Source organism: Bifidobacterium porcinum (genome assembly GCF_055378475.1).
The window spans coordinates 1,807,648-1,831,330 of record NZ_AP029603.1; the positions used below are offsets into that span (position 1 = coordinate 1,807,648).

The 23,683-nt window shown below is 62.2% G+C and carries 18 protein-coding genes and 1 tRNA gene; 1 reads left to right on the top strand and 18 read right to left on the bottom strand.

Annotated features, from left to right (window positions below; all coding sequences use genetic code 11):
• The 11 genes from rplK to dapE form a co-directional block, all read right to left on the bottom strand.
• A complete protein-coding gene (rplK, locus tag ACZ41G_RS07190; RefSeq protein ID WP_015451045.1) occupies positions 1-432 on the bottom strand; it encodes a 50S ribosomal protein L11 in 432 nt (143 codons plus the stop codon).
• 353 nt (positions 433-785) lie between these two features.
• Positions 786-1,664, bottom strand: coding sequence for a transcription termination/antitermination protein NusG (gene nusG, locus ACZ41G_RS07195; RefSeq protein WP_464145110.1), 879 nt, complete (start codon positions 1,662-1,664; stop codon positions 786-788).
• Positions 1,665-1,690: 26 nt separating this feature from the next.
• Positions 1,691-1,915 (bottom strand): preprotein translocase subunit SecE, encoded by a 225-nt coding sequence (gene secE / locus ACZ41G_RS07200; protein ID WP_015451047.1) that lies wholly within the window; start codon positions 1,913-1,915, stop codon positions 1,691-1,693.
• A 37-nt stretch (positions 1,916-1,952) separates the two neighbouring features.
• Positions 1,953-2,028 (bottom strand) — tRNA-Trp (locus ACZ41G_RS07205).
• Positions 2,029-2,260: 232 nt separating this feature from the next.
• The gene (locus ACZ41G_RS07210) at positions 2,261-3,466 is read right to left on the bottom strand and encodes a pyridoxal phosphate-dependent aminotransferase (protein ID WP_321046903.1); all 1,206 of its coding nucleotides are present in this window, start codon (positions 3,464-3,466) and stop codon (positions 2,261-2,263) included.
• Positions 3,467-3,717: 251 nt separating this feature from the next.
• Positions 3,718-4,851, bottom strand: coding sequence for a glutamate 5-kinase (proB, locus tag ACZ41G_RS07215; RefSeq protein ID WP_441482026.1), 1,134 nt, complete (start codon positions 4,849-4,851; stop codon positions 3,718-3,720).
• On the bottom strand, positions 4,851-6,548 hold the full coding sequence (gene obgE / locus ACZ41G_RS07220) for a GTPase ObgE (RefSeq protein ID WP_321046900.1): 1,698 nt from the start codon (positions 6,546-6,548) through the stop codon (positions 4,851-4,853). Before obgE ends, proB begins: the two co-directional genes overlap by 1 nt.
• A 270-nt stretch (positions 6,549-6,818) precedes the next feature.
• On the bottom strand, positions 6,819-7,070 hold the full coding sequence (gene rpmA, locus ACZ41G_RS07225; protein WP_015451051.1) for a 50S ribosomal protein L27: 252 nt from the start codon (positions 7,068-7,070) through the stop codon (positions 6,819-6,821).
• A gap of 30 nt (positions 7,071-7,100) precedes the next feature.
• A complete protein-coding gene (rplU, locus tag ACZ41G_RS07230; protein WP_015451052.1) occupies positions 7,101-7,409 on the bottom strand; it encodes a 50S ribosomal protein L21 in 309 nt (102 codons plus the stop codon).
• Between the two features lie 166 nt (positions 7,410-7,575).
• On the bottom strand, positions 7,576-10,530 hold the full coding sequence (locus ACZ41G_RS07235; protein WP_464145112.1) for an Rne/Rng family ribonuclease: 2,955 nt from the start codon (positions 10,528-10,530) through the stop codon (positions 7,576-7,578).
• 428 nt (positions 10,531-10,958) lie between these two features.
• Positions 10,959-12,116, bottom strand: coding sequence for a succinyl-diaminopimelate desuccinylase (gene dapE, locus ACZ41G_RS07240; RefSeq protein ID WP_464146265.1), 1,158 nt, complete (start codon positions 12,114-12,116; stop codon positions 10,959-10,961).
• A gap of 430 nt (positions 12,117-12,546) precedes the next feature.
• Here dapE and ACZ41G_RS07245 point away from each other — a divergent pair, with 430 nt between their 5' ends.
• Positions 12,547-13,491: an AEC family transporter gene (locus ACZ41G_RS07245; protein WP_033506093.1), complete on the top strand. Its 945-nt coding sequence runs from the start codon at positions 12,547-12,549 to the stop codon at positions 13,489-13,491.
• 316 nt (positions 13,492-13,807) lie between these two features.
• On the opposite strand, the gene ACZ41G_RS07250 is transcribed toward ACZ41G_RS07245, so the two are convergent.
• The 7 genes from ACZ41G_RS07250 to ACZ41G_RS07280 all read right to left on the bottom strand — a co-directional run bounded on the left by ACZ41G_RS07250 (position 13,808) and on the right by ACZ41G_RS07280 (position 23,655).
• Complete coding sequence (locus ACZ41G_RS07250) at positions 13,808-15,283, bottom strand: Maf family protein (RefSeq protein WP_464145114.1); 1,476 nt, start codon at positions 15,281-15,283, stop codon at positions 13,808-13,810.
• A 133-nt stretch (positions 15,284-15,416) separates the two neighbouring features.
• Positions 15,417-16,415: a homoserine kinase gene (thrB, locus tag ACZ41G_RS07255; protein ID WP_321046702.1), complete on the bottom strand. Its 999-nt coding sequence runs from the start codon at positions 16,413-16,415 to the stop codon at positions 15,417-15,419.
• A 107-nt stretch (positions 16,416-16,522) separates the two neighbouring features.
• A complete protein-coding gene (locus tag ACZ41G_RS07260; RefSeq protein ID WP_441482031.1) occupies positions 16,523-17,830 on the bottom strand; it encodes a homoserine dehydrogenase in 1,308 nt (435 codons plus the stop codon).
• A 238-nt stretch (positions 17,831-18,068) separates the two neighbouring features.
• Complete coding sequence (locus tag ACZ41G_RS07265; RefSeq protein WP_441482055.1) at positions 18,069-19,682, bottom strand: diaminopimelate decarboxylase family protein; 1,614 nt, start codon at positions 19,680-19,682, stop codon at positions 18,069-18,071.
• A gap of 16 nt (positions 19,683-19,698) precedes the next feature.
• Positions 19,699-21,495 carry an arginine--tRNA ligase gene (gene argS / locus ACZ41G_RS07270; protein ID WP_464145116.1) on the bottom strand — a complete coding sequence of 599 codons (1,797 nt, stop codon included), beginning with the start codon at positions 21,493-21,495 and terminating at the stop codon, positions 19,699-19,701.
• Positions 21,496-21,602: 107 nt separating this feature from the next.
• The gene (locus tag ACZ41G_RS07275; RefSeq protein ID WP_464146267.1) at positions 21,603-23,048 is read right to left on the bottom strand and encodes an amino acid permease; all 1,446 of its coding nucleotides are present in this window, start codon (positions 23,046-23,048) and stop codon (positions 21,603-21,605) included.
• Between the two features lie 220 nt (positions 23,049-23,268).
• The gene (locus tag ACZ41G_RS07280) at positions 23,269-23,655 is read right to left on the bottom strand and encodes a Rid family detoxifying hydrolase (RefSeq protein WP_321046186.1); all 387 of its coding nucleotides are present in this window, start codon (positions 23,653-23,655) and stop codon (positions 23,269-23,271) included.
• Positions 23,656-23,683: the final 28 nt, after the last annotated feature.

Genomic DNA, 23,683 nt, shown 5'->3' on the forward strand with positions numbered 1-23,683 from the left:
TCAGTCGGTGACCGTGATGCCCATGGAGCGGGCGGTACCTTCGATGATCTTCATGCCAGCCTCGACGTCGCGGGCGGACAGATCAGGCATCTTGATCTCGGCGATTTCGCGGACCTGAGCCTTGGTGACGGTACCGACCTTGTGGGTCAGCGGGTTCTCGGTGCCCTTCTGGATACCGGCGGCCTTCTTCAGCAGAGCTGCGGCCGGCGGGGTCTTGAGCACGAAGGTGAAGGAACGATCTTCGTAAACGGTGATCTCAACAGGGACGACCTGGCCCATCTTGTCCTGCGTGGCCGCGTTGTAGGCCTTGCAGAAGTCCATGATGTTGACGCCATGCGAACCCAGAGCCGGACCCAGCGGCGGGGCGGGGTTCGCCTTGCCAGCCTGGATCTGAAGCTTGATCAGCGCTGTGACTTTCTTCTTAGGAGCCATTGTCTGGTTCTTCTTTCTGTGAAGCGGTGGTTACGGTCGCCACGCACGAGGCGCGGTCTCCTCCCGCAACGTTCATTGCTGTGCTGTGCTAGCGGGTCTCCCCTCCAGACACAAACATCACTATTATGCTCGTTCGCCTCGACAACATCAGTGTCGCCATGCCCATGATGCGGTGTGGCACGAAGACACCGACTACGCCGTGACCATCACCACCCAGAACTCCCCTCCTCACAAACCAGCTACGCTCAGCCCCCACCCAGCGTAACTAGATTGGATGTGCCGAGCACAATGACAATGGCGGCAGCCCCCAAGTGAGGTGCCGCCGCCATTGAGTATGAACGGATTGTTGGGATTCAGTCGATCTTCTCGACCTGTCCGAAGCCGAGCTCCACAGGCGTGTCGCGACCGAAGATGGACACGAGCACGGTGAGCTTCTGCGTGGTCGGCTCGACGTCGGAAACCACAGCCGGCATGGTCGCGAACGGACCGTCGGTGACGGTGACCTGGTCGCCAACCGCATAGGAGACTTCGAGCTTGCGCTTCTTCGCGGCAGCGGGCTTGTCTCCTGCCGCCTTCAGCGCTTCGGAAGCAATCATCGGCGCCATCATCTGCACGACTTCCTCGCGCGACAGCGGTGCCGGATCCTTGGTCGGGCCGACGAAGCCGGTCACGCCCTCGGTTTCACGCACGATACGCCGGGCGTTCTCATCCGGCCACATACGAATCAGCACATAGCCAGGGACGCGGACGCGGGTGATGACCTTCTTGCCCTTTTCGGTGTGCTTCTCGACCTCTTCCATCGGCACTTCCACCTGGAAGATCTGATCCTCGAGACCGAAGCTCTGCACACGGGATTCGATGTTGGTCTTCACGCGCTTTTCATAGCCGGAATACGTATGCAGCACATACCACTTGCCATCGAGTGTGCGAAGGCTCTTGGAGAACTCTTGGACGGCCTTGGTGCCGGCATCCTCAGCCGGTTCGTCTTCCTTGGCTTGCGTCTGATCGGACTCGCCTTCGGATGCTTCGGGAGCATCCGTCACCTCGGCATCGCCAGCGGTCTGCTCGGTCTGCTCCGGCTCGGCGCTCTGGGCGTCGTCCGCGGCGGGCTGGGCGTCAGCTTCCGACGCCACCTGCTGCTGGGCCGCAGGAATATCACCGTTCGCTGCATCCTCATCGGATACCACATCTGGCAACGAATCCAGATTCTCGAGATTCACTTCATCATCCATGCTTACTTAACCTTCGTGTGTACGGATCAGCCGAAAACGAGCAACACGAGCTTGCCCAAGCCAAAGTCCATGGCAGTGACCAGGGCCATCAGCACCAGCACAAACACGAAAACCGCGAACGACCAAGAGAACAGCTCTTTGCCGGTAGGGGTCACAACCTTGCGCAACTCATTGAACGTCTGCTTGATATACAAGCCGATCCGCATGAAAATATTGGGCTTACGCGGCTTGTCTGTACGTGCCTTGGCCATTTCCATCCTTCGCTCGGCTACTGAACATCCAAAAGACTGGCAGGGACGGCGGGACTCGAACCCACAACCTACGGTTTTGGAGACCGTTGCGCTACCAATTGCGCCACATCCCTAGGTGAACTCTGCTCATTCTATCGAAACGACGGGACTGAGCAAAACCGCCAAGAGGTCATCTTAGCGGGTACTCGCGATTTAGTCCAATCGGGTTCCGCCACACGCGTCATACCGCCGAAAATCAGAGTGTCGAAATGGCGCGGGCACCGACGCGACTGCGGCATCGGTGTAAACGACAAGTGCCCGGCCACGACCCACGCCGTGACCGGGTACCGCACCCCCTACCGGGAATCAGCCAATCCACTCCTTGAAGTAGCGCATGCCCTTGGCCAGATCCTCGTCGGAAAGCGCATAGGAGAAGCGCAGGTAGCCGGGAGCACCGAAGGCCTCGCCCGGAACCGCGGCGACATGGCCTTCGTCAAGCAGCAGCGCGGCGAATTCCTGCGACGTATGGGCGACCGAACCGTTGGCGCCCAGCGGCTTGCCGAGCAGTTCCTCGATATTCGCGAACGCATAGAACGCACCGGTCGGCATCGGGCAATGCACGCCCGGAATCTCGTTGAGGGCGGTGACGATGGCGCGACGGCGCTTGTCGAAGGCCTCACGCATCGCGGCCACGGCGGACAGGTCGCCGGCGACGGCGGCGAGCGCGGCACGCTGGGAGACATTGGCGACATTCGACGTCATATGGCTCTGCAGCTTGGTCTGCGCCTTGGCGACCTCGAGCGGGGCAACGGTCCAGCCCACGCGCCAGCCGGTCATCGCATACGTCTTCGCCACGCCGTTAAGCACGAGTAGCTGGTTGCGCACTTCGGGTACCTCGGCGCCGACATAAGCGGTCTTCACGCCGTCATAGTTGAGGTGTTCGTAGATTTCATCGGAAACGACCCACACGTGGTGTTCCACGGCCCACTCGCCGATTGCCTTAATGGTTTCGCGGCTCCACACGGCGCCGGTCGGATTGGACGGCGAGGTGATGATGATTGCCTTGGTGCGATCGGTACGCGCCGCTTCGATTTTGTCGATATCCGGTTCGAAGCCCTGCTCGGCGCCGGAGAACACCGGAACCGGCTTGCCGCCGGCGAGCTTGACAACCTCAGGATAGCTGGTCCAATACGGGGCGGGGATGATAACTTCGTCACCGGGATTGAGCAGCAGCTGGAATACCTCGTACACAGACTGTTTGCCGCCGTTGGTGACCACGACTTGGTCAGGCGAGACCTCGTAGCCGGAATCGCGCAGCGTCTTGCGCGCGATCGCCTCACGCAGCTCGGGCAGACCGGCCGTCGGAGTGTATCGGTGGTTCTTCGGGTCACGGCATGCAGCCGCCGCGGCGTCGACGATGTAATCAGGGGTGGGGAAATTCGGCTCGCCCGCACCGTAGGCCACGATGTCGATGCCCTGCGCCTTCATCGCCTTCGCCTTCGAATCGACAGCGAGGGTCGCGCTGGGGGCGACATTGTTGACACGGTCGCTCAGGTTCTGCCAGTCAGCCATAGTCATGGCCCCTACTGTAATCGCTACGGGCGAAAACCGTCCCGCTGCCGCGACACGCACTCGTACGGCGCAAACGGGACGGTCGCGGTATGGCCGCTGCCAACGGGACGCCGCCATATACCAGACATAGCACGAAATCACGAAACGACAGTCACGAAATGGCAGTCGCGCCGTCACTCCAATCGCGCGAAGCATATGATGACGATTCGTGCGAATCCCACAAATCGCGCAAATCCCGCTAATACCGCAGGTCACACAAGCACGAGATTATCGCGATGCACAAGCGGATGCGCGTACTCGTCGCCGAAGAAACGCCGCAGCTGCGCGGTGTTGCGCCCCAGCATGCGCGGGATTTCCTCGGAATCATAGCCGGAGAGCCCCTTGGCAATATGCTTGCCGGATTCGTCGTCAATCCAGATCGGGTCGCCGGCGGAAAAATCGCCGCGCACCTCGAGAACACCGGCGCTCAGCAGGCTCGCACGGCCGGCACGCACGGCTTGTGCAGCTCCTGTGTCCACGACAAGCACGCCACGCGGATGCGACGCGAATTTAATCCACAACCGCCTCGACGAACCACGCCGCTTGATGGGCGCGAACGCCGTACCCACAGGGTCGCCCATCAAGGCCGGCCCTGCATTCGCAGCGCAGGTGAGCACCGCGGGAATGCCCGAGACCGCAGCCATATGGGCGGCTTCCAACTTGGTGACCATGCCTCCGGTACCGACGCCGGAGGAGCTGCCCGCGACTTTGACCTCATTGAGCGCGCGCTCAACATCGGGTACGAAGTCGATTTTCTTCGAACCGGGTTGGCTCGGGGGCGCGGTATACAAGGCATCCACGTCAGTGAGCAGCACGAGGGCGTCCGCGCGCACGATATTCGCCACCAGCGCGGACAAGCGGTCGTTGTCACCGAACCGGATTTCGTTATTCGCCAGAGCATCGTTCTCGTTGACGACCGGCACGACGCCCAAATCAAGCAAACGATCCAAGGTGCGCTGCGCGTTGTGGTATTGCGTCGCCCTGATCGTGTCCTCCGCGGTGATGAGGATTTGGCCGACCCGGATGTCGAAACGGCTGAACGACACCTCATACCGGGCCATGAGCAGTCCCTGGCCGACGGATGCGCACGCCTGCTGCGTCGCGATATCGGCCGGCCGACGTTCGAAGCCGAGCGGCCCGAATCCGGCAGCGATAGCGCCCGATGACACGAGGACGATGCGCGCCCCTTGCAACCGCGCGCATGCGAGTGCCGCGACCAGCGCGTCCAGTTTCGCCGGGTCAAGATGCCCCGAAGGCTTGGTCAGCGAACTGGAACCGACCTTGACCACAATCGTCTGCGCTTGCGCGATGGACCGTCTGACTCTCTCATGCGTGGGCTGCGCCATTACTCCCCGGCTTCCTCGCTGTCCTGCTCCTGGTCGTCACCGGCCTCGCCACGTCCGAACAGGCTTTCGCGGTCATGACGGTCGTCGTCCACGCTCGGATCGGCCCAGTGGCCGGCCTTGCGTTCCGCCATCATCGCCTCGCGCACAGCCGCACGGGCATCCATCATCTCGTGGTATTCGCGCCGACGTTCCGTATTCGTACGGCGCCGGGCACGCGGATCATTCGCCTCGAGACGCAGATCCTTGCCGCGCGAGCCCAGTTGCGAGCCGTCCAGCATCTCGGCACCCGCCGCGATGGTCGGATCCCAGTCAAAGGCGACCGCGCGGTCGCCCCGCCCGATGCGCACCTCGTCGCCCGCATGCGCGCCTTGGCGCCGCAGCTCGTCCTCGACACCAAGCTTGGCCAGCCGATCGGCGAGATAGCCGACGGCTTCGTCATTGTCAAAGTTCGTTTGGACGACCCAACGTTCCGGTTTGGTGCCGGTGACGGTGTACCACACGTCGCCGTTGCGGTTCGTTTCGCGCTCGACCTTGAAATCAGCCTCAGCGGCCGCGGCGGGGCGTCTGCGACCCTTGCGTTCGAGCGGCTTGATGACGACGCGCTCGTCCTCCTGCTCCTGCTCGCGGCGCGCAACCTCCTTGCGCATCTGGGTGACCAGCTCGCCGAGGGCATACCCGAGTTCTTTGAGGCCGGCGTGCGAGGCGGTGGACACCTCGAACACGCGCAGCCCCATCTTCTCGAATTCGGGACGCACAAAATCCGCGAGTTCCTTGGCTTCAGGCACATCGACCTTGTTGAGCACGATGATGCGCGGACGATCGGGAATCGGAATCGCACCCACCGGCAACTCCAGCTTGTCCGCGTACTGGGCGAGCTCATGTTCGAGCGCGTGGTAGTCGGACACCGGGTCGCGGTCGGGTTCGAGGGTCGCGCAGTCGATCACATGCACGATGATTTCGGTACGCTCGATATGGCGCAGGAATTCCAAGCCAAGCCCCTTGCCTTCGGAGGCGCCCGGGATCAGACCCGGCACATCCGCGATGGTGTACCGGTAATCGCCGGCCATGACCACGCCGAGATTCGGCACCAGCGTGGTGAACGGGTAATCGGCGATTTTCGGCTTGGCGGCGCTCATTGCTGCAACCAAGCTGGATTTGCCCGCAGAGGGGAAGCCAACGAGCGCGACGTCCGCAATTGACTTGAGCTCGAGGACGACATCGCGTTCCTCACCCGGCTCACCAAGCAAGGCGAAGCCCGGAGCGCGACGCGTACGGTTCGCCAGCGCGGCGTTGCCGAGCCCGCCTGCACCGCCCGCAGCGGCGACGAACCGGTCCCCCACATGTCGCAGATCCGCAAGCAGTTCGCCGGGACGCTTCGTCTGGCCCTTGGCACCTTTCGCGGTGAAAATCATCGTACCGACCGGTACCGGCAGGATCAGGTCCTTGCCTTTCGAACCATCTTTCGTATCTCCCAAGCCCATGGTGCCGCTGTCGGCCGTGCGGTGGGGAATGAACCGGTAATCCAGCAGGCTGTTCGCGTTCTCATCCGCCACAAAGATGACGGAACCGCCGTCGCCGCCATTGCCGCCGTTGGGGCCGGCAAGCGGCTTGTATTTCTCGCGCCTGATGCCTGCGGAGCCGTTGCCCCCGTCGCCGCCCTTGACATGGACGGTCACCCGATCAACAAAATCTGCCATAGTGTCACCTTACGTCGTCCGACCGCCGGTGAACGCACAAGACGGACGGGAATTCATGGATAATCAACGATACCGCCATACCGCGATATCATGCGCGATGCGCCCTAAGACTGAGCCCGCAGCGATACGGGACCACCGTCACGACGCGACGCACCGGAACAGCCGCATCACAAGCCGCGCCGGAAGTCACCCAGCAAACCGTGCCGCGAGCAGCACTGAGCAATAAAAAAGCCGCGTCCGACAACGGGCGCGGCTTCAGGTATTGATGCGTCAGGCGGTGACGACGTCGACGACCTTACGGTCACGACGGACACCGAACTTCACGCTGCCGTCCTTGAGGGCGAACAGGGTGTGATCCTTGCCCATGCCGACGTTCTCGCCGGGATGGAACTTGGTGCCGCGCTGACGCACGAGGATGTTGCCGGCGAGCACGGACTCGCCGCCGAACTTCTTCACACCGAGGTATTGAGGCTGCGAATCGCGCCCGTTACGTGAGCTGGAAGCGCCCTTCTTATGTGCCATGATCTAATTCCTTTCGGTCCTCAAGAACGCTCAGGCGATCTCGGTGATCTTGACGAGGCTGAGCTTCTGACGATGGCCCTTGCGACGGGTCACGCCAGTCTTGTTCTTGTACTTCATGATGTTGATCTTCGGGCCCTTGGCTTCGTCGTTCACGACTTCGCCCTTCACGGAGACCTTGGCAAGGTCCTTGGCGGCAAGGGTGACCTTGGAGCCGTCGACTACGAGCGCGACCGGGAACTCCACGGTATCGCCCTGCTTTGCATCGAGACGGTTGACCAGGATGACGTCACCGACCTCGACCTTTTCCTGATGGCCACCGGCCTTCACAATCGCGTACATATTCCGTTCCTTATGTTGTGGAAAGCTTACTGTCCAGCGCGTTCGAGCCTCCGGCCAGACACCAACTATCAAAACTACACCGACCCGCGTACATCCGTCAAGTCGATGAAACAACGCGTGTCAGCCTTCGGACACCGGTCTCGTACCGATGCCCGAAGGCCGTCAGTCACCGTTCGGTGGCACCGTCCGTATTGCCGGCATCGACTGCCGCGTCTGCCGAGTCATCAGCCTGTGAGGCGGCATTGTGCTCGGCGCGCTCTGCGTTTTCTGCGTTCTCGGCGTTATTGGCCGCTACCGCCGCCGCGGCGATCTGCGCAAGCTTGGCCTTGACCGCCGGGCTCGAGCCCTTCGGCGCCTGCACCTCAGGAGTGCCATGGCCGTGCTTGTTCGTCTTGACGAACGGATCGCCGCCCTTCATCGCGTACGGATCGTCATACTCGGCACTGACCGTCGGCTCGTCATGGATGATGAAGCCGCGGCCCTTGCACGTCGGGCACTCCTCCGAGAAAGCCTCGACCAAGCCCTGGCCGATGCGCTTGCGCGTCATTTGCACCAAACCGAGCGAAGTGACCTCGGCGACCTGATGCTTCGTACGGTCACGCGCCAGGCACTCGACCAAGCGGCGCAGCACCAAGTCACGGTTCGCGGGCATCACCATGTCGACATAGTCGATCATGATCATGCCGCCGATGTCACGCAGACGCAGCTGGCGGGCGATTTCCTCGGACGCCTCAAGATTGCACCTGGTGACGGTTTCCTCAAGGCTCTTGCCCTTACCGATGAACCGGCCCGTGTTCACGTCAATCGTGGTCATTGCCTCGGTGCGATCGATGACGATTGAACCGCCGGACGGCAGGTATACCTGACGTTCCATGCCCTTGCGCAGCTGGGAATCAATCTGCCACTTGTCGAACACGTCCTTGCCGCCATGCTCCTCGGGATCCCACTTGACCAGCTTGTCACGCAGGTCCGGGGCCATCGTGTCGAGATATTCCTCGATCCGCTCGTACACGCGGTCGCCCTCGACGATCATCTGGGAGAAATCGTCGTTGAAGATGTCACGCACCACGCGGATGGCGACATCCGGCTCGCCCTGCAGCAGCTTCGGACGCTTGCCGTGCAGATACAGGTCGCGCTTCTCGCAAATCTTGTCCCACTGCCGGCGCAACGCCTCGAGATCCTTCTCGATGGCCTCCTCGGAAGCGCCTTCAGCTGCGGTACGGATGATCACACCCATATCCTTCGGAGCGATCTTCGAAACGATGGACTTCAGGCGAGCACGCTCACGGTCAGACAGCTTGCGGCTGACGCCCGTCATACCGCCGGACGGTACGAGGACAAGGAAACGGCCTGCGAGCGTGACCTGCGAGGTCAGACGCGCGCCCTTGTGACCGATCGGGTCCTTGGTGACTTGCACGAGCACCGGGTCGCCTGACTTGAAGGCGAGCTCGATGCGGCGCGGCTGCCCTTCAAGACGCGTGGTGTCCCAGTTGACCTCGCCGGCGTACAAGACGCCGTTACGCGGCTGGCCGATATTCACGAACGCCGCCTCCATGCTCGGCAGCACGTTCTGCACGCGGCCGAGATAGATGTTGCCGACGGTGGCGACCTCCTGGATGTCGGAGACATAATGCTCAACCAGCACGTTGTCCTCGATCACCGAGATCTGCGTATGGTGGCCGCGTTCGCGCACAACCATGAGCCGGTCGACATGCTCGCGGCGGGCGAGGAAGTCCTGCTCCATGATCTGGTTCTGGCGGCTGCGCTCACGACGGTTGTCGCGGCGACGCTGCTTCTTGGCCTCGAGACGGGTGGAGCCTTCAACATCAGTGATTTCGTCGATGTATTGCTGCTTGCGGGAACGGCGGACCGGCTCTTCGCTCTCCTCCACGCCCTTGCCTGAACGACGGCGACGACGGCGACGGGTGACTGTTGTATCCTCGTCCTCGTCACGGTGGCGGTGGCGCACCTCGAGGATCTGCTCGTTGTCGTCCTCGGACTCCTCGCGGGACGACCGGCGGCGACGGCGACGGGTGCGGGTGTCCTGAGCGTCCTCATCGTCATCGGCATGGTCGTCCTTGCGCGAGCCGTCGGCGTTCCGATTGCCGGACATCACTTCGGTGATCGGGGTATAGGCGATGTCGTCGTATTCGAGGTCTTCTTCAATCTGTTCGACCTCGGCGGCGGCACGACGCTCCTGTGCATTCAATCGGCGGGAACGTCGACCACGACGAGGTTCGTCTTCTTCCCGATCGTCGGCGGCGGACTCGTCACGGCTGTCACGGCTGTCACGCGAATTCGCGCTCTGATTGGAGCGTTCGTCATCACGTTCCACATCATCTTCACCGCGGCCGCGACCACGACGCGAGCGGGTACGGCGAGTGCGGCGAGGTTCGCGTTCCTCGTCACGTTCGTCACGCACATCACGCGCATCACGACGGTCGGAATCATCTTCGGATTCCATGTCATCGGCGTCGGAGGCGGACGCCCCGGAAGACTGACGCGACGGCAGCACCGGCTCCTGGAAGAGCAGGGATGTCATCGGCTTGGAACGGCGATGCGTCCGGGTGGCGGACGGTGCTGCATCCCCATGCTCATGGGAGAGGGAATCAAGCGCATCCTGGACACGCTCCTCCGGAGTTTCCGCGTCGGCTACGCCATGGCCGCCCAGAGCGGCAGTATCTGCGACAGGCTGCGCGGACGGCTCATCATCGGCAGCGATACGGGTACGACGGCGGGACCTCGTTGAGGTGCCGTGCGACCCTGCCGCGCGGGAAATCCGGCGGCGGCCACGGTGCGGCGCATGCTGTTCCCCGTCCGTTTCAGCATCTTCCGTTGCGTTGTCCGCAGACGCAGTGTTGCGCACGGGAGCCGGATCAATCGCCGGCTCTTCGAACAACGGCTTGGGGTGCTCCTCAACCTTCAGCGCAAGGTCCGCGCCTGCGGCCCCTGCGCCACGCACGACACGACGGCCTCCGCGACGCCGGCGAACCGGGGCCGAGAACGTCTCAGACGAAGCCGCCTGATGCTGTGCCGATGCTGGAGTCGTGTTGGTCTGCTGCTGCGCTTCGCGGGATTCATTCGAATCGTCTGCGAAGCCCTGTTCTTCTGTTCTGGGCACAATGCTCCTCGCGATATGCTGCAGCCATATCGCCTTTTTCCGGCCCCGCACAGTGGTCACACCGCGCTCTCACCGCGGCCGCGCACCATTCGCGCCCATACGGGGCAATACATACAAAAGTCTAGCTGCGCGACGGCGGACACCGGCGCTCGCATTGGCCACCATAGCCGGATTGCGAGGGGATCGACGCCATCAAACGCATGACGGCTGTTGCAGAACCGTCACACTCAAGTATGACACAAAAATGCGAAGCTCGCGCACAAGTCGAAAAATCGGCAGTATTGTTCGTGCTTGCGGCGATTATGCCCTGACCACGCGTGAATACGCCAGGATTGTGTTGAGCACACGCCGAGATTGTGCAGGTATTTCGCGGTGCCTACTCGGTGCCTACTCGGGGGGATGCACGGAACTCGTGCTGGAATCGAGGACTACGCCAGCCAATCCAGCAGGATGGATGCCATACGCGTCAATTCGCTGACTGCAACCTGCTCATCATGCTTATGGGCGAGCAACGGACTGCCGGCCCCGAGATTGACCGCCGGGACGCCGAGCTGAGCGAAGCGTGCGACATCAGTCCACCCAAGCTTCGCCTGCGGATCGTGGCCGGTACGCTCCTTGACCAACGCTGCGAGCGAGGCGGCGAGCGGATCGTCCATACCGGGGCGCGCGCTCGGCGACTCGTCCTTCATCTCGATGCCGAAGCCCGCGAACATGCCGCCGGTCGCCACATGCTCGCCGTTGCCCAGCTCGGCACCCGCATCTGCACCCATCATCAGGGCCTTCGCCTGGGCGATGGTCTTGTCGGGCGCGAAACGGTAATTGACATGGACGCGGCACTCGTCGGGGATGACGTTCGTGCCTTTGCCCCCGGAAATCAGCGTGGCGTTCACGCCTTCGCGATACACCAGCCCGTCCACGGTCACGTCCTGCGGCTCGTACGCGTTGAGCGTATTAAGGATCGGCGCCGCCTTATGGATGGCGTTCGAGCCCATCCACGCGCGGGCCGAATGCGCCGCCACGCCGTGCGTGATCACATCGAAACGGATGGTTCCGTTGCAGCCGCCTTCGATGCCGCAATCCGTCGGCTCGCCGATCACCGCAAAATCGCCCTGGATCCAATCAGGATGGCTTTCTGCGACCTTGCGCAAACCGTTCTTCTCCGCCGCGACTTCTTCATGGTCGTAGAACACGAAGGTGAGATCGTATTTCGGATTCTTGAGATTCGCCGCGAGATACAGCATCACCGCATCCGAGGCTTTCATATCGGTGGCACCCCGCCCCCACATCACCCGTTCGCCAGGGTATGCGGCGGCGATGTCCTCGCGGATCAGCGGATCGCCCGGTTCCAGCCAGCGCGGCGGGAAATTGTCGATTACCGGGACCGTGTCCAGATGTCCGGCGAGGACTACCCGGCGTTCCCGGCCCAGATTCGTGGACGCGACCACGGTATCGCCATGCCGCCGCACCGTCAGATGCGGTTGGCGGGACAGGAACGCCTCGGCCTCATCAGCCAACGGGCCTTCGTCGTCGCTGACGGAATACCGGTTCATGATATCAGTGAACATCCGCTCGATTTCGGTACGCATCCGCTCGGTTTCGCTGTCGTTTCCACCGTTATCCGTCATTGTCATGTCATCCTCCGTCAATCAGGGAAGGCCAATCGGGAAGACCGGCATGCGCGCCTCGCAACCCACACCACCGCCAATACCCGTCTATTTCGTCATGTCTCATCATCGCAAAGGTCATGGATACCCGCACGGAATGTCTCAGATTCCCGTTTTCAGTGCGTTTACGGGTGTCCTGCCGGCGATGCCCGTGATACGAGACCATGGACGCGCGCCACACCGCAAAGACGGATACTGGAGTCGAGACGCACGCCAGAAGGCCATCGTCGCCGATGACGCTTACCATGCGAAACGCGGAACCGGTATCGCAACCGTGTCCGGATAGCGGACATGCTGACCGCAAGGCTTGGAGCATCGGACAGGACAAACATCAAGACGAGGAGAGGTGGGAATGCCAGGTTTACTGAGCGCCATGGAAGGATTCTGCGTGATCGGCATCGTGATCGCAGTCGGGTATGTGGCCGCCCGCATGCAAATCGGCGGGTCGAGCGCGCAGATGGTGCTCAACAGGTTCAGCTTCTTCATTTCCAGCCCCTGCCTGATGTTCGCAATCCTGTCCAAAGAGAAGATTTTCGCGATTTTCCACTCCTCGATTTTCGTGGCGTTCTTCTCAGCCATGCTGGTCGGACTGGTGTTCCTGATCCTCAATCAGCTGTTCTTCCACATGAAGGCCGCGGACGCGACCATCGGCGCGCTCAACTCGCTCTACCTCAACTCGAACAATATCGGCCTGCCGATTGCCACATACATTCTCGGAAATCCCGCACTGGTCGCTCCGATTCTGGTCATGCAGCAGGCGATTTTCACCCCGGTGGCACTGACCGTGCTGGATGTGACCACCAAGGGCGAGGTGTCCATGAAACGCATTCTGTCGCAGCCGCTGCACCAGCCGCTGCTCATCGGGTCGCTCGGTGGCATCATCGTCTCGGCGATCACCGCGAAAACCGGGCATTTCATCATCCCTGACTTCATCTACGACCCAATCAACATGATCGGCGAATCCGCGGTGCCGATGATCCTCATGGCTTTCGGCATGTCGTTGCATGGCACCAAGCCGATGCAGAACAAGAGCGATGTGCCGGCGACCGTCACCGTCGCAGTGCTGAAGAATATCGTCATGCCGATTATCGCGTTCCTGCTGTCGTACTACGTGATGGGCTTCCGCGGCGCGACCCTGTACGCGTGCGTGGTGCTCGCGGCCCTGCCAACCGGCCAGAACGTGTACAACTATGCGGCGCGGTACAACGTGGGACTCACCTTCGCGCGCGACGGCATCCTGCTCAGTACGCTGACCAGCCCGATCTTCATCGCAATCGTGGCCGCGCTGCTGTCCTGAACGCACGCTGCCCCCACGCGAAGCTGATCGCCCGTTCTCACAAACCGTCTACGCTAGGCGGCGCATTTCCGTACCTAGTTTGTGAAAAAGCACAAACCGGTTACGCTGAGCCCCCCGTTCCGTAACCAGTTGGTGAGCCACCGTCGGTACCGGCAGAGTCTCAACCTTCTGCCGACGCTCACAAGCCGCTCAGCGTCGGCAGAAACAGAGCGGATGGCGTCTTGCAGGAGGACGGATAGCAGTTTGATGGCCAACATCCTCGGCCTGTAACCTCTGTCCCTAACCTCAGTCCGCATCCTTGTAATCAGCGTCTCGGTCAGCGGCCCTGGTTGGCGGCGGACAGGATGCGCAGACGGTCCGAGAAGCGTTGCCAGTCGGTGCGCATCGCGGTCAGGAGTTTACGGTCGGTCACTTCGTCAATCGGAATCCAGGCGATTTCCATGCTTTCATCGTCGTTCGCCCGCAGATGCACCTCATGACCGGGCTTTTCGAAGGCGAACACCGTGGTGTACGCCCACGGGCCATGGTCCTCGCGGTAAGAGCCGACCACCTCGATATCTTGCGGAGTGATGTTCGCTTCTTCGAAGCTCTCGCGCAACGCCCCTTCGATCGGTGTTTCATTGTCGGCGATTGCGCCGCCCGGAATGCCCCAGGTGCCGCCTTCCGCGCTCCACTTGGCGCGATGTTGCATGGCCACGTGCGTGACCTCACCCGCGGCATCCCGCCGAGCGAGCAGGATTCCCGCGGCACCGTGCGTGCCCCAATGCCGGCGTCCACATGCGCAGGTGACCCAACCGTCACCGGGCTGGTGCACGTTCTCCACCGGAGGCGGGGTGCTGTCGGGATGCTGATCAAGTTCTTCCGGATTCGGGGCGTGCGGCTTGACATTCCACAGATCCGTCCAGCTGATATCAAGTTTGCTGACGAGACGACGCAGCAACGGCAAGCTGATGCCGATGACACCATGCGGGTCGCCATCGATCCGGTCGATGAACGCGCCGCCGAAACCCTCCAACGTGAACGACCCGGCTACCTCCAGCGGCTCGCCGGTAGCGATGTAGCGTTCAATGTCCTCATCGGTGTAATCGCCGAAATACACGACCGCACGGCTCGCATCCTGGACCGCTCGGCCGGTGGCGAAATCGATGACGCAATGACCGGTCCACAGCTCCCCGCTGCGCCCGCGCATACGGCGGAGGCGTTCCCGTGCCGTGGCTTCGTCATGCGGCTTGCCATAGCATTCACCATCGAACAGAAACATCGAATCACAACCGACAATCAACGGGCCAGGGCCGGAACCGTTCAGCCCCTCACTGCCATTGACCGGCGTGTCAATCGGCTCGACACGAGTAGGCGGGGTGATACCGGAAAAATCGCGGGTGATGGCGCTTGAGACCACCGAAGCAGGTTGTCCCGTACCCGCGTCAGATGATCCTGATGCGGCAGGGGCTTCGGTTGCGTCAGCGGAGAGTTCTTCATCTGCACGACGTTGCGCGCGCACCTCTTCGGCTTCAAGCGGGTAAGCGATTACGCGCTCGCCTCTTGCCGCCTTTGACGTGTCAGCTACCGCTCGGTACGCTTCGTAGACCGCATTCGCCTTTGCACGGGCGAGGATAGCGACACGGTGGCCGACATCAAGCCGCTCGACGGGCACGCTGAGCTTGCTGGCAGCCTGTTCCAACGCGGCAGGCTCGTCAACATGCGAGACCTTGATGGTCGGGCAGATCCCGGCGGCGTACAGCACGTCACGTCGGGGCTTGGATTGGGAAGCCAGAATGATCGATATCGTCATTGTTCATACCTCCGATTCGATTGGCGCCGAAGCCGCCTCCAAGTGTGCACGTATTCCCCGCATCCCGCCGTTCTGCCGTCGTGACTGGTGCATGCCACGACAGGCCGGACACGGCGTTGGGCGCGATGCCAGATTAGCTGCGCCGAACAGTCACTCCAGTGGTGTTGACCGTCAGATGCAGTACGCGCCAATGCCCGGAAGCCAGCTGGTCGCCGGCAATCCGTTCGATGTCGGCACGGGCGTCGCCATCATGTAACACCAGCACGCACGGACCTGCTCCGGACACCGCCGCGGCATAGCCGTGGTCGCGCAACGACTCAATCAGCTCCCACGAGGGGGCCATAAGATCCTTGCGGTACGGCTGATGAAGACGATCCTGGGTGGCGCTGAACAAAACGGCGTTCGCGTCGAGGCTACCGTGAAGCACACCAGGATTCATGGCCCCCGGCAGCAGGCCGACGCGGGACACGTTGAACACCGCGTCACGGTAGGGTACGGATGCGGGCAGCGCCTGACGTGCCTTTTCAGTGGACAGTTCGTAGTCCGGCACGAACACAGAAGCGTGGATGTTCTCGCTGACCGGATAGTTCACGGTATGGAATCCGCCGGAGAGCGGCTCACCGCCCGGCACACGGGTGGAGCCGACGCCTTCCGGTGTCTGGTAATCCCAAGACACCGTCAAACCGCCGTACACGGCCGGGGCAACGTTGTCGGGATGACCTTCAATAGTGGCGGCCAGCTCAAACACCGCATCACGATTGAGGTCGCCTTCTTGGGCGAATGCCGCGGCGGCGGAGATGCCGGCCACAATCGCCTCGGCGGATGACCCCATGCCTCGCGCCTGCGGAATGCGATTATGCGCTTCAAGCGTGAAACCGAGTCTTTCCAATCCAAGCGTGTTGCACGCTTTACGGAAGGTGGAGACCACGAGATTCGTTTCGTCACGCGGCAGCGTGTCTTCCCCCTCGCCGTCGATGAGCACGGTGACGCTATGGTCGTCGGTGTCGTCCTTCAATGTGAAGGTCAGCTCGTCGTAATAGTTGAGCGCCAGGCCGATGGTGTCGAATCCGGAACCCAGATTCGCGCTGGTCGCCGGTACCTGGACATGGACTTGCTTGGTTACGGGGATCATGGTCATCCTTCCGCGGGCAGTGGGCATGCGTGCCGACTGTTCCGCCGATTGTCGGTTGTGCGTTGGTTGTGGTAAGTCCCGGATGCCGCAGATTGCGCGGCTTCGGTTCAGTCGAGCACGCGCAGGATGGACGGCTCGCCGGAGACGCATTCGAGCTTGCACACGGCGTCCACCGTCTTGCGCAGCGTGACCTCGTCGCACAGATGGGTGACGATGCGCAGCTGCTGCAGCTCGCCCGAATAGCCCGGATCATGCTGGGTGGGCTGGAGGTCCTGGTTCACACCGTTGATGGAGATGCCGTGGTTCGCAAATTCCTCGGCGATCGAAGCGAGCACGCCCGGCTTGTCGTGGATGAGGAAACGCACGGCGAATGCGGCCTTGGACGCATCCGCCGGGGCAAGCGGCAGGATGTTGTACGTCTGGATACCGGTCGCGGTGGTGCCGGACACGATGTTGCGCGCGGCCATCACCACGTCGCCGACAACGGCGGAAGCGGTAGGCGCGCCGCCTGCGCCACGGCCGTACAGCATGATGTCGTCGGCTTCCTTCGCCTTGATGAACACGGCGTTGAAGCTGCCATGCACGGAGGCGAGCGGGTGGTTTTCATTGATGAGGGCTGGGTAGACACGTGCGGACACACCGGCTTCATTGTGCTCGACGACGGCGAGCAGCTTGATGACCTTGTGCTCGGCGGTCGCGGCGGCGATATCGGCCGCAGTGATCTTGGTGATGCCCTCGACGGATACGTCGTCGATGCCGACCTGGGTGTGGAATGCGAGCGTCGCCATGATGGCGGCCTTGTTCGCGGCGTCATAGCCTTCGATGTCACCGGTCGGGTCCGCCTCGGCGTAACCCTTCTCCTGCGCCTGATGCAGTGCCACGTCGAAGTCGAGGCCCTTGGTGGTCATCTCGTCGAGGATGTAGTTCGTGGTGCCGTTGACGATGCCCAGCATGCTGTTGATCTTGTCGCCTGCGAAGGATTCGCGCAGAGGGCGCACAATCGGGATTGCCCCGCCGACCGCGGCTTCGAAGAAGATGTCGACGCCGTGCTCCCGTGCGGCCTTGTAGATTTCCTGGCCGTGCTTGGCGAGCAGCGCCTTGTTGGCGGTTACGACGGAAGCGCCGGATTCGATGGCTTTGAGCACGAAGGTGCGTGCCGGCTCGATGCCGCCAATCAGTTCGATGACGATATCGGCGCGGGTGCACAGCTCCGCGGTATCACGGGTGAGCAGGGACTGGTCGATCCAGGGGTCGCTGACCGGGTCAAGCGTGGCGATGCCGACGATCCTATAGTCTCGGCCGATGCGGTGGACCAGCTCGTCATGCTGCTCGACCAGCAGACGCGCGGTCTGCGAGCCGACGGTTCCCGCGCCAAGCAACGCAATGCGAATGGGGGCTTGATTGTCTTGTACCACAGTGGATCCTTCCCGTGAGCTCGCAGTCACTGCACCAGATGCCGGCGGGGCCGCGATGCGTCGTCATCATCCTTGCCCATGGTACCGGGACAAGCTGACGTTTCGCCGAATATGCGTGCCATGCGACCTGTGGCTCACACCGCAGCCGGATACCATTCACGAACCGCGATTACAACGAGGGCCGCGCCGACCTCCACGGTCGATGCGGCCCTCATACGTTCCCGATGACGATTCGATGTCAGCCCAGATCGTAGTCGAGCAGATCGTCGATGGTCTGGCGGCGAAGCATCACATGCGCCCCGGATGAGCTGACCGCCACCACCGCGGGGAACAGCGCCTGGTTGTAGTTGCTGGCCATCGTTCTGCCATACGCGCCGGTCACGGGGACGGCGAGAATGTCGCCACGCTTGAGGTCCGCCGGCAACTGACATTCGTGCACGAGGATGTCGCCGGATTCGCAGTGGATGCCGACCACGCGCGACAGCATGGTGTCGGCGCTCCCCCGCCGGTTGGCCACACGAGCCGTGTAATCCGCGTCGTACAACGCCGGGCGGATGTTGTCACTCATGCCGCCGTCCACCGACACGTAGGTGCGTTCGTTAATCGGCGAGCCGTCCTTCGCTGTGGTGCCTTCAGGCAAACCGACGTGCTTGATGGCGCCGACACGGTACAGGGTCACGCAGGTCGGGGCGACAATCCAGCGTCCCGGCTCGAAGGAGATGACCGGCATGGGCATGCCGAGCGCACGGTTGATGGCGGTGACCGCCGAAGCGAGACGCCCCAGCTCCAGGTCGATGTCCATCGAATCCTCGCCTTCGGTGTACGCCACCGAATACCCGCCGCCCAAATCGACTTCCGGCAGCGTGTAGGCGTCGGTCGCATAGAAGGTCTTGCGCAGCAGCATCATGCGCTTGGCCGCCTCGATGAACGCGTTCGCGTCGTGGATCTGCGAACCGATATGCGAATGGATGCCGACGAGTTCCAGATCGCCAGGATACCGGTACAGATCCTTCAGTACAGCGAGCGCAGGACCGCGGGCGACCAGGTCCATGGCTTCGGCAAGCGCGGCGTCTTGCTTGCTGATGCCGGATGCGTCGAGGTCGTAGGGCGAGCGCATATCGTATTGCAGATCTCGTTGCCCGCTGTGTCCCACCGTATGGGTGTCCTGACCGGCGTGCGCTGTGGCGTCTGCGCGGCTTGGCGTGTGTTCGTTCTCCTGTGCGATCAGGTCGTCGAGTACCTTAAGCGCGGATGGATCGGTGCCGGCAGGCAGCAGGGACATACCGAATTTCTGGTCCTCGTGCGCGGTGGAGATGTATTCGTGGCCGCCGGCGTGGATGCCGGTGGTGACGCGCAGCATGACGCGTGCGGTTTTGCCCAAGCGATGGGCGATGCGCGCGATGCGTGCGGGTTCGTCCGGGGCATCGACCACAATCTTCGCGAAGCCCTCGCGGATGGCGAGTTCGATTTCCTCGTCCGACTTGTTGTTGCCGTGAAGCACGAGACGACGCCCGGGAACACCCGCAGCGAGCGCGATGCGCATCTCGCCCATCGTGCAAGTGTCGACCAGCATGCCGGCGTTCGTCACCAGTCGCAGCACTTCCTTGGACATGAACGCCTTGGCGGCGAAGCTCACGTGGGTTGTGGCATTGGAGAACGCGGTGGCGGCCGCATGAACGAAGTGATGCGCGCGGGCATCGATGTCATCGGTGTCCATCACGTACAGCGGCGAGCCGAACTCGTCGAGCAGGGATTGCGCGCTGCGGCCATGGAAAGTCAGGGCGCCGTCACTGTCGATTGAGCAGCCTGCCGGCCATACCTGACCCAGTCCTGCAGTTGGCGTGGTTGGCATGTTGGATTCAGTCATATCACATCTTCTCCGGTGCGCTGACACCCAGCAGATCAAGGCCTGCGGCGATGACGGTACGGACGGCGTCGTTGAGCTTCAGACGCGCGGCGGCGCGTGCCGGTTCGGGGTTCTTGGCAATACGCAGCGCTTCGCGTTCAGCTTCGGGTTTGCGCTCTTCGAGGTCGGTCAGCGGCATCGGCACGACGCGTTCGACGTTGTACCACTTGTGGTATGCGGCGGCGAGCTCCTCGAGATAGTGGGCGATGCGGTGCGGGGCACGCAAATCGCCGGCTTGGGCGAGCGCGGCAGGCCACTGGGCGAGCGCGGCGAGCACTTCACCGTCGGTTTCGGTGTCCAGCAGAGCGAGGTCGGCGACGGTCGGGTCGATCTGCGCCTCGGCCGCGTTACGGTCCACATTGCAGCTGCGGGCATGCGCGTACTGCACGTAGTACACCGGGTTGTCGTTGCTGTGGGAGGCCAGGAGGTTGAGGTCGATGTCCACGCTCGTGTTGTAATCGGTGCGGGCGAGCGAATAACGGGAGGCGTCCACGCCGATTGCATCGACCAGATCATCGATGGTGACGACGTTGCCGGCGCGCTTGGACATGCGCACGGCCTTGCCGTCCTTCATCACGTTGACCAGCTGGCCGATGAGGATCTGCATGTTGACGCCAGGCTTGTCGCCGAAAGCCGCGCACATGGCCATCATACGGCCGATATAGCCGTGATGGTCGGCGCCCAGCATATAGATGGCCACGTCAGCCGGGTCGGTCTTGCGGTGACGCTTGTTGTAGTAGTAGGCGATGTCGGCTGCGAAATACGCGTAGTTGCCGTCGGATTTGATGATGACGCGATCCTTGTCATCGCCGTGCTTGGTGGAGGCGAACCAGGTTGCGCCGTCTTTTTCGAAGATGTCGCCCTGTTCGCGCAGCTTGGCGATCGCACGCTCGACCTCGCCGTCCTGATACAAGCTGTTTTCGTGGAACCACACGTCGAAATGCACGCGGAAGTTCTTCATGGATTCCTGGATTTCAGCGAACATCATCGGGACCGCGCGCTTGCGGAACTCCTCGCGCTGTTCGGAATCACCTTCGCCGAGCGGCTCGCCGTCTTCGTTCTTGCCGCCGTCGACACGCGGCAGGGCGAGGATATCCACGTCATCGGCTTTCGCCTCTTCAATCACACGCTGGGCGATTTCGTCGATATAGGCGCCCTTGTAGCCGTCTGCCGGGGTTTGTTCGCCGTGGGCCGCGGCGACCAGGGACTTGGCGAAGCGGTTGATCTGCTCACCGTGGTCGTTGAAATAGTATTCACGAATGACTTTGGCTCCGTTAGCTTCGAGCACGCGGGCCATAGAGTCGCCGACTGCCGCCCAACGGGTGCCGCCGATATGGATCGGGCCGGTGGGGTTCGCAGAGACGAATTCAAGGTTGAGCGTCTGGCCAGACAGGTGGTCGTTGCGTCCAAACTGCGCGCCCTGCGCGAGGACGGCGTCCACGATCGCCGCGGCGGATGCGGAGTCAAGCGTGATGTTGATGAAGCCGGGGCCGGCGACCTCGACGGTGGCAATGCCGTCTGCCGATTGCAGGCGCGCGGCGAACAGCTGGGCCAGATCGCGCGGCTTCATACCCGCCTTCTTGGCCAGTTGCATGGCAGCGTTCGACGCCCAGTCGCCGTGGCTGCGGTCCTTGGGGCGCATGACCGCGAATTTCTCGACCGGCGGGATGAGATCTTCGGTCAGGCTGCCAGCTTCACCGGCGGCGACCAGATCATGGGCAATATGGGAAATGAGTTCACTGAGCGCTTCTGGATTCATTCTTCAAAGTCTAGCGAGGGTGTTGGCCAAGTGCCGCTGCAACCGCCGCAACCGCCGCCATCGCGCATGTGAGCGTGGCCATCGCGGGCAATCGACAGGCCGGGCTCTCAGACGACGTCCGGGATGTTTTCCTCGTCATGCCGGTCGCTACCGCGCGTCAGGTGCGCCCGCAGATAGTACACGCCATAGCACAGGGCGACGAAGGGAATCATGTACAGCAGCGTGGAGCGTTGCGACGGGTCGGCGACCACCAGGACCAACGCGAACAGGCACATGATTATCGCGATGATCGGCACTGCCGGGTAGCCGGGGGCATGGTAGGCGAGCGAATCCACGGTTTTGCCGGAACGTTTGAGTTCGCGGCGAAAGAGGATATGGCACACCGCCACCGACATCCAGACGACTAAAGTCGCCAAACCGGAAATCGCCACGAGGGCAAGATAGACCGTCGAGGCGGCGACCACGCTGGACAGCAGGGCAAGCAGACCACCTGCGAGACTGACCAAGACGGCGAAAACCGGGACCCCATGGAAATTCGTTTTCGCGAGGACCTGCGGAATCATCCGTTCCTTGGCGAGCGACCACACCATGCGCGAGCAGACGTACAGTCCGGAGTTCGCGGCGGACAGCACCGCGGTCAACACGACGAAGTTCATGACGTCGCCGGCGAATGGCATGCCGATGCTCTGGAACACCAACACGAACGGGCTGGTATCCACGCCCGACTGTTTCCACGGGATGAGCGCCGCCATCACGGCGATTGAACCAATAAAGAAAATCGTCAGGCGCAACACCGTGGTGTGCACGGCTTTCGGAATCGCCGTATCAGGGTCTTTGGTCTCCCCCGCGGCGACGCCGACGACTTCAGTGCCGGAGAAAGCGAACACGACGGTCAGCAGCGTGGAGAACACCGGCAGGACCCCGTTGGGGAACCAGCCGGAACGGTAATAGTTCGAGAACAATGGGGCATGGCTGTACCCCTTGATCGGGATGATGCCGAACATCGCCAGCAATCCGATGACGATGAACGCAACGATGGCGAACACCTTGATGCTGGCGAACCAGAATTCCGATTCGCCGTAGAGTCTCACGGACAGGATATTCAGTGTGAACACCACAAGGATGAACAGGGCGCTCCACACCCATGCGGGCGAGTGCGGGAACCACCGCTGCATGAGCAGTCCTGCCGCCGTGAATTCCGAAGCGAGCGCCACCGCCCAGTTGAGCCAGTACAGGATGGCGATGGTGAACGCGGTGCCCGGCCCGATGAACCGGCGTGCGTACAAGTGGAAGCTGCCGGCGTATGGCATGGCGACCGAGAGTTCACCCAGTGAAAGCATCACGCAGTAGACCAACACCGAACCGATGAGGTACGCGAGGATGGCGCCAAGCGGCCCCGCCTGGTGGATTGTGTACCCGGAGCTGAGGAACAGGCCGGTGCCGATGACCCCGCCGAGCGAAATCATCGTCAGATGGCGTGATTCCATATTGCGTTCAAGCTGGGTGTCTTGGGCGGGAGAACCGCTCCGACCGGCATGCTCCGGCGCATCCATCGTATGGACAGATTCGTCTACGGTGTGCCGCAATGCGGGTTCACGTTTGGTTGTCACAGTTCTGCTTGATGCTCCTGTTTACGGTGTTCTGGCGAATGCAGCGGGCGATATCCATACTCGTCCGCCGTCCCCTATCATGTCTGGTGCTCTACGCCACCACCGTAGCGTCCGGGCGGGAGAACGCCCGGACACCTCAACGGCGTGTGATGACCACGACGTGTTACAGCGCAGCGATGGCGTCGATTTCCACCAGCGCCCCGGCAGGCAGATCATTGCCGCCGAACGCCACACGCGCCGGCTTGATGTCGCCGTTGAACACCGCGGCGTAGGCGGCATCGATCTCATGGAAATCCTCGACATGCTTCATATAGATGGTGGCACGCACCACATGCGCGGTATCGGTTCCCGCGGCTTCAAGCACATTGGCAATGTTCTTCAACGCCTGTGCGGCCTGTTCGCCCGCCGTTTCACCGGCAAGTTGTCCAGTGGCCGGATCGAGCCCAAGCTGCCCGGAGGCGAAGACGAAGCCATTCGCCTTGACGGCTTGGCTGTATGCACCAAGCGCGGCCGGAGCATGTTCGGATGTGACCTTGATCAGTTCGCTCATGTGGATTGCCTTCCCTGTGACATGTCGT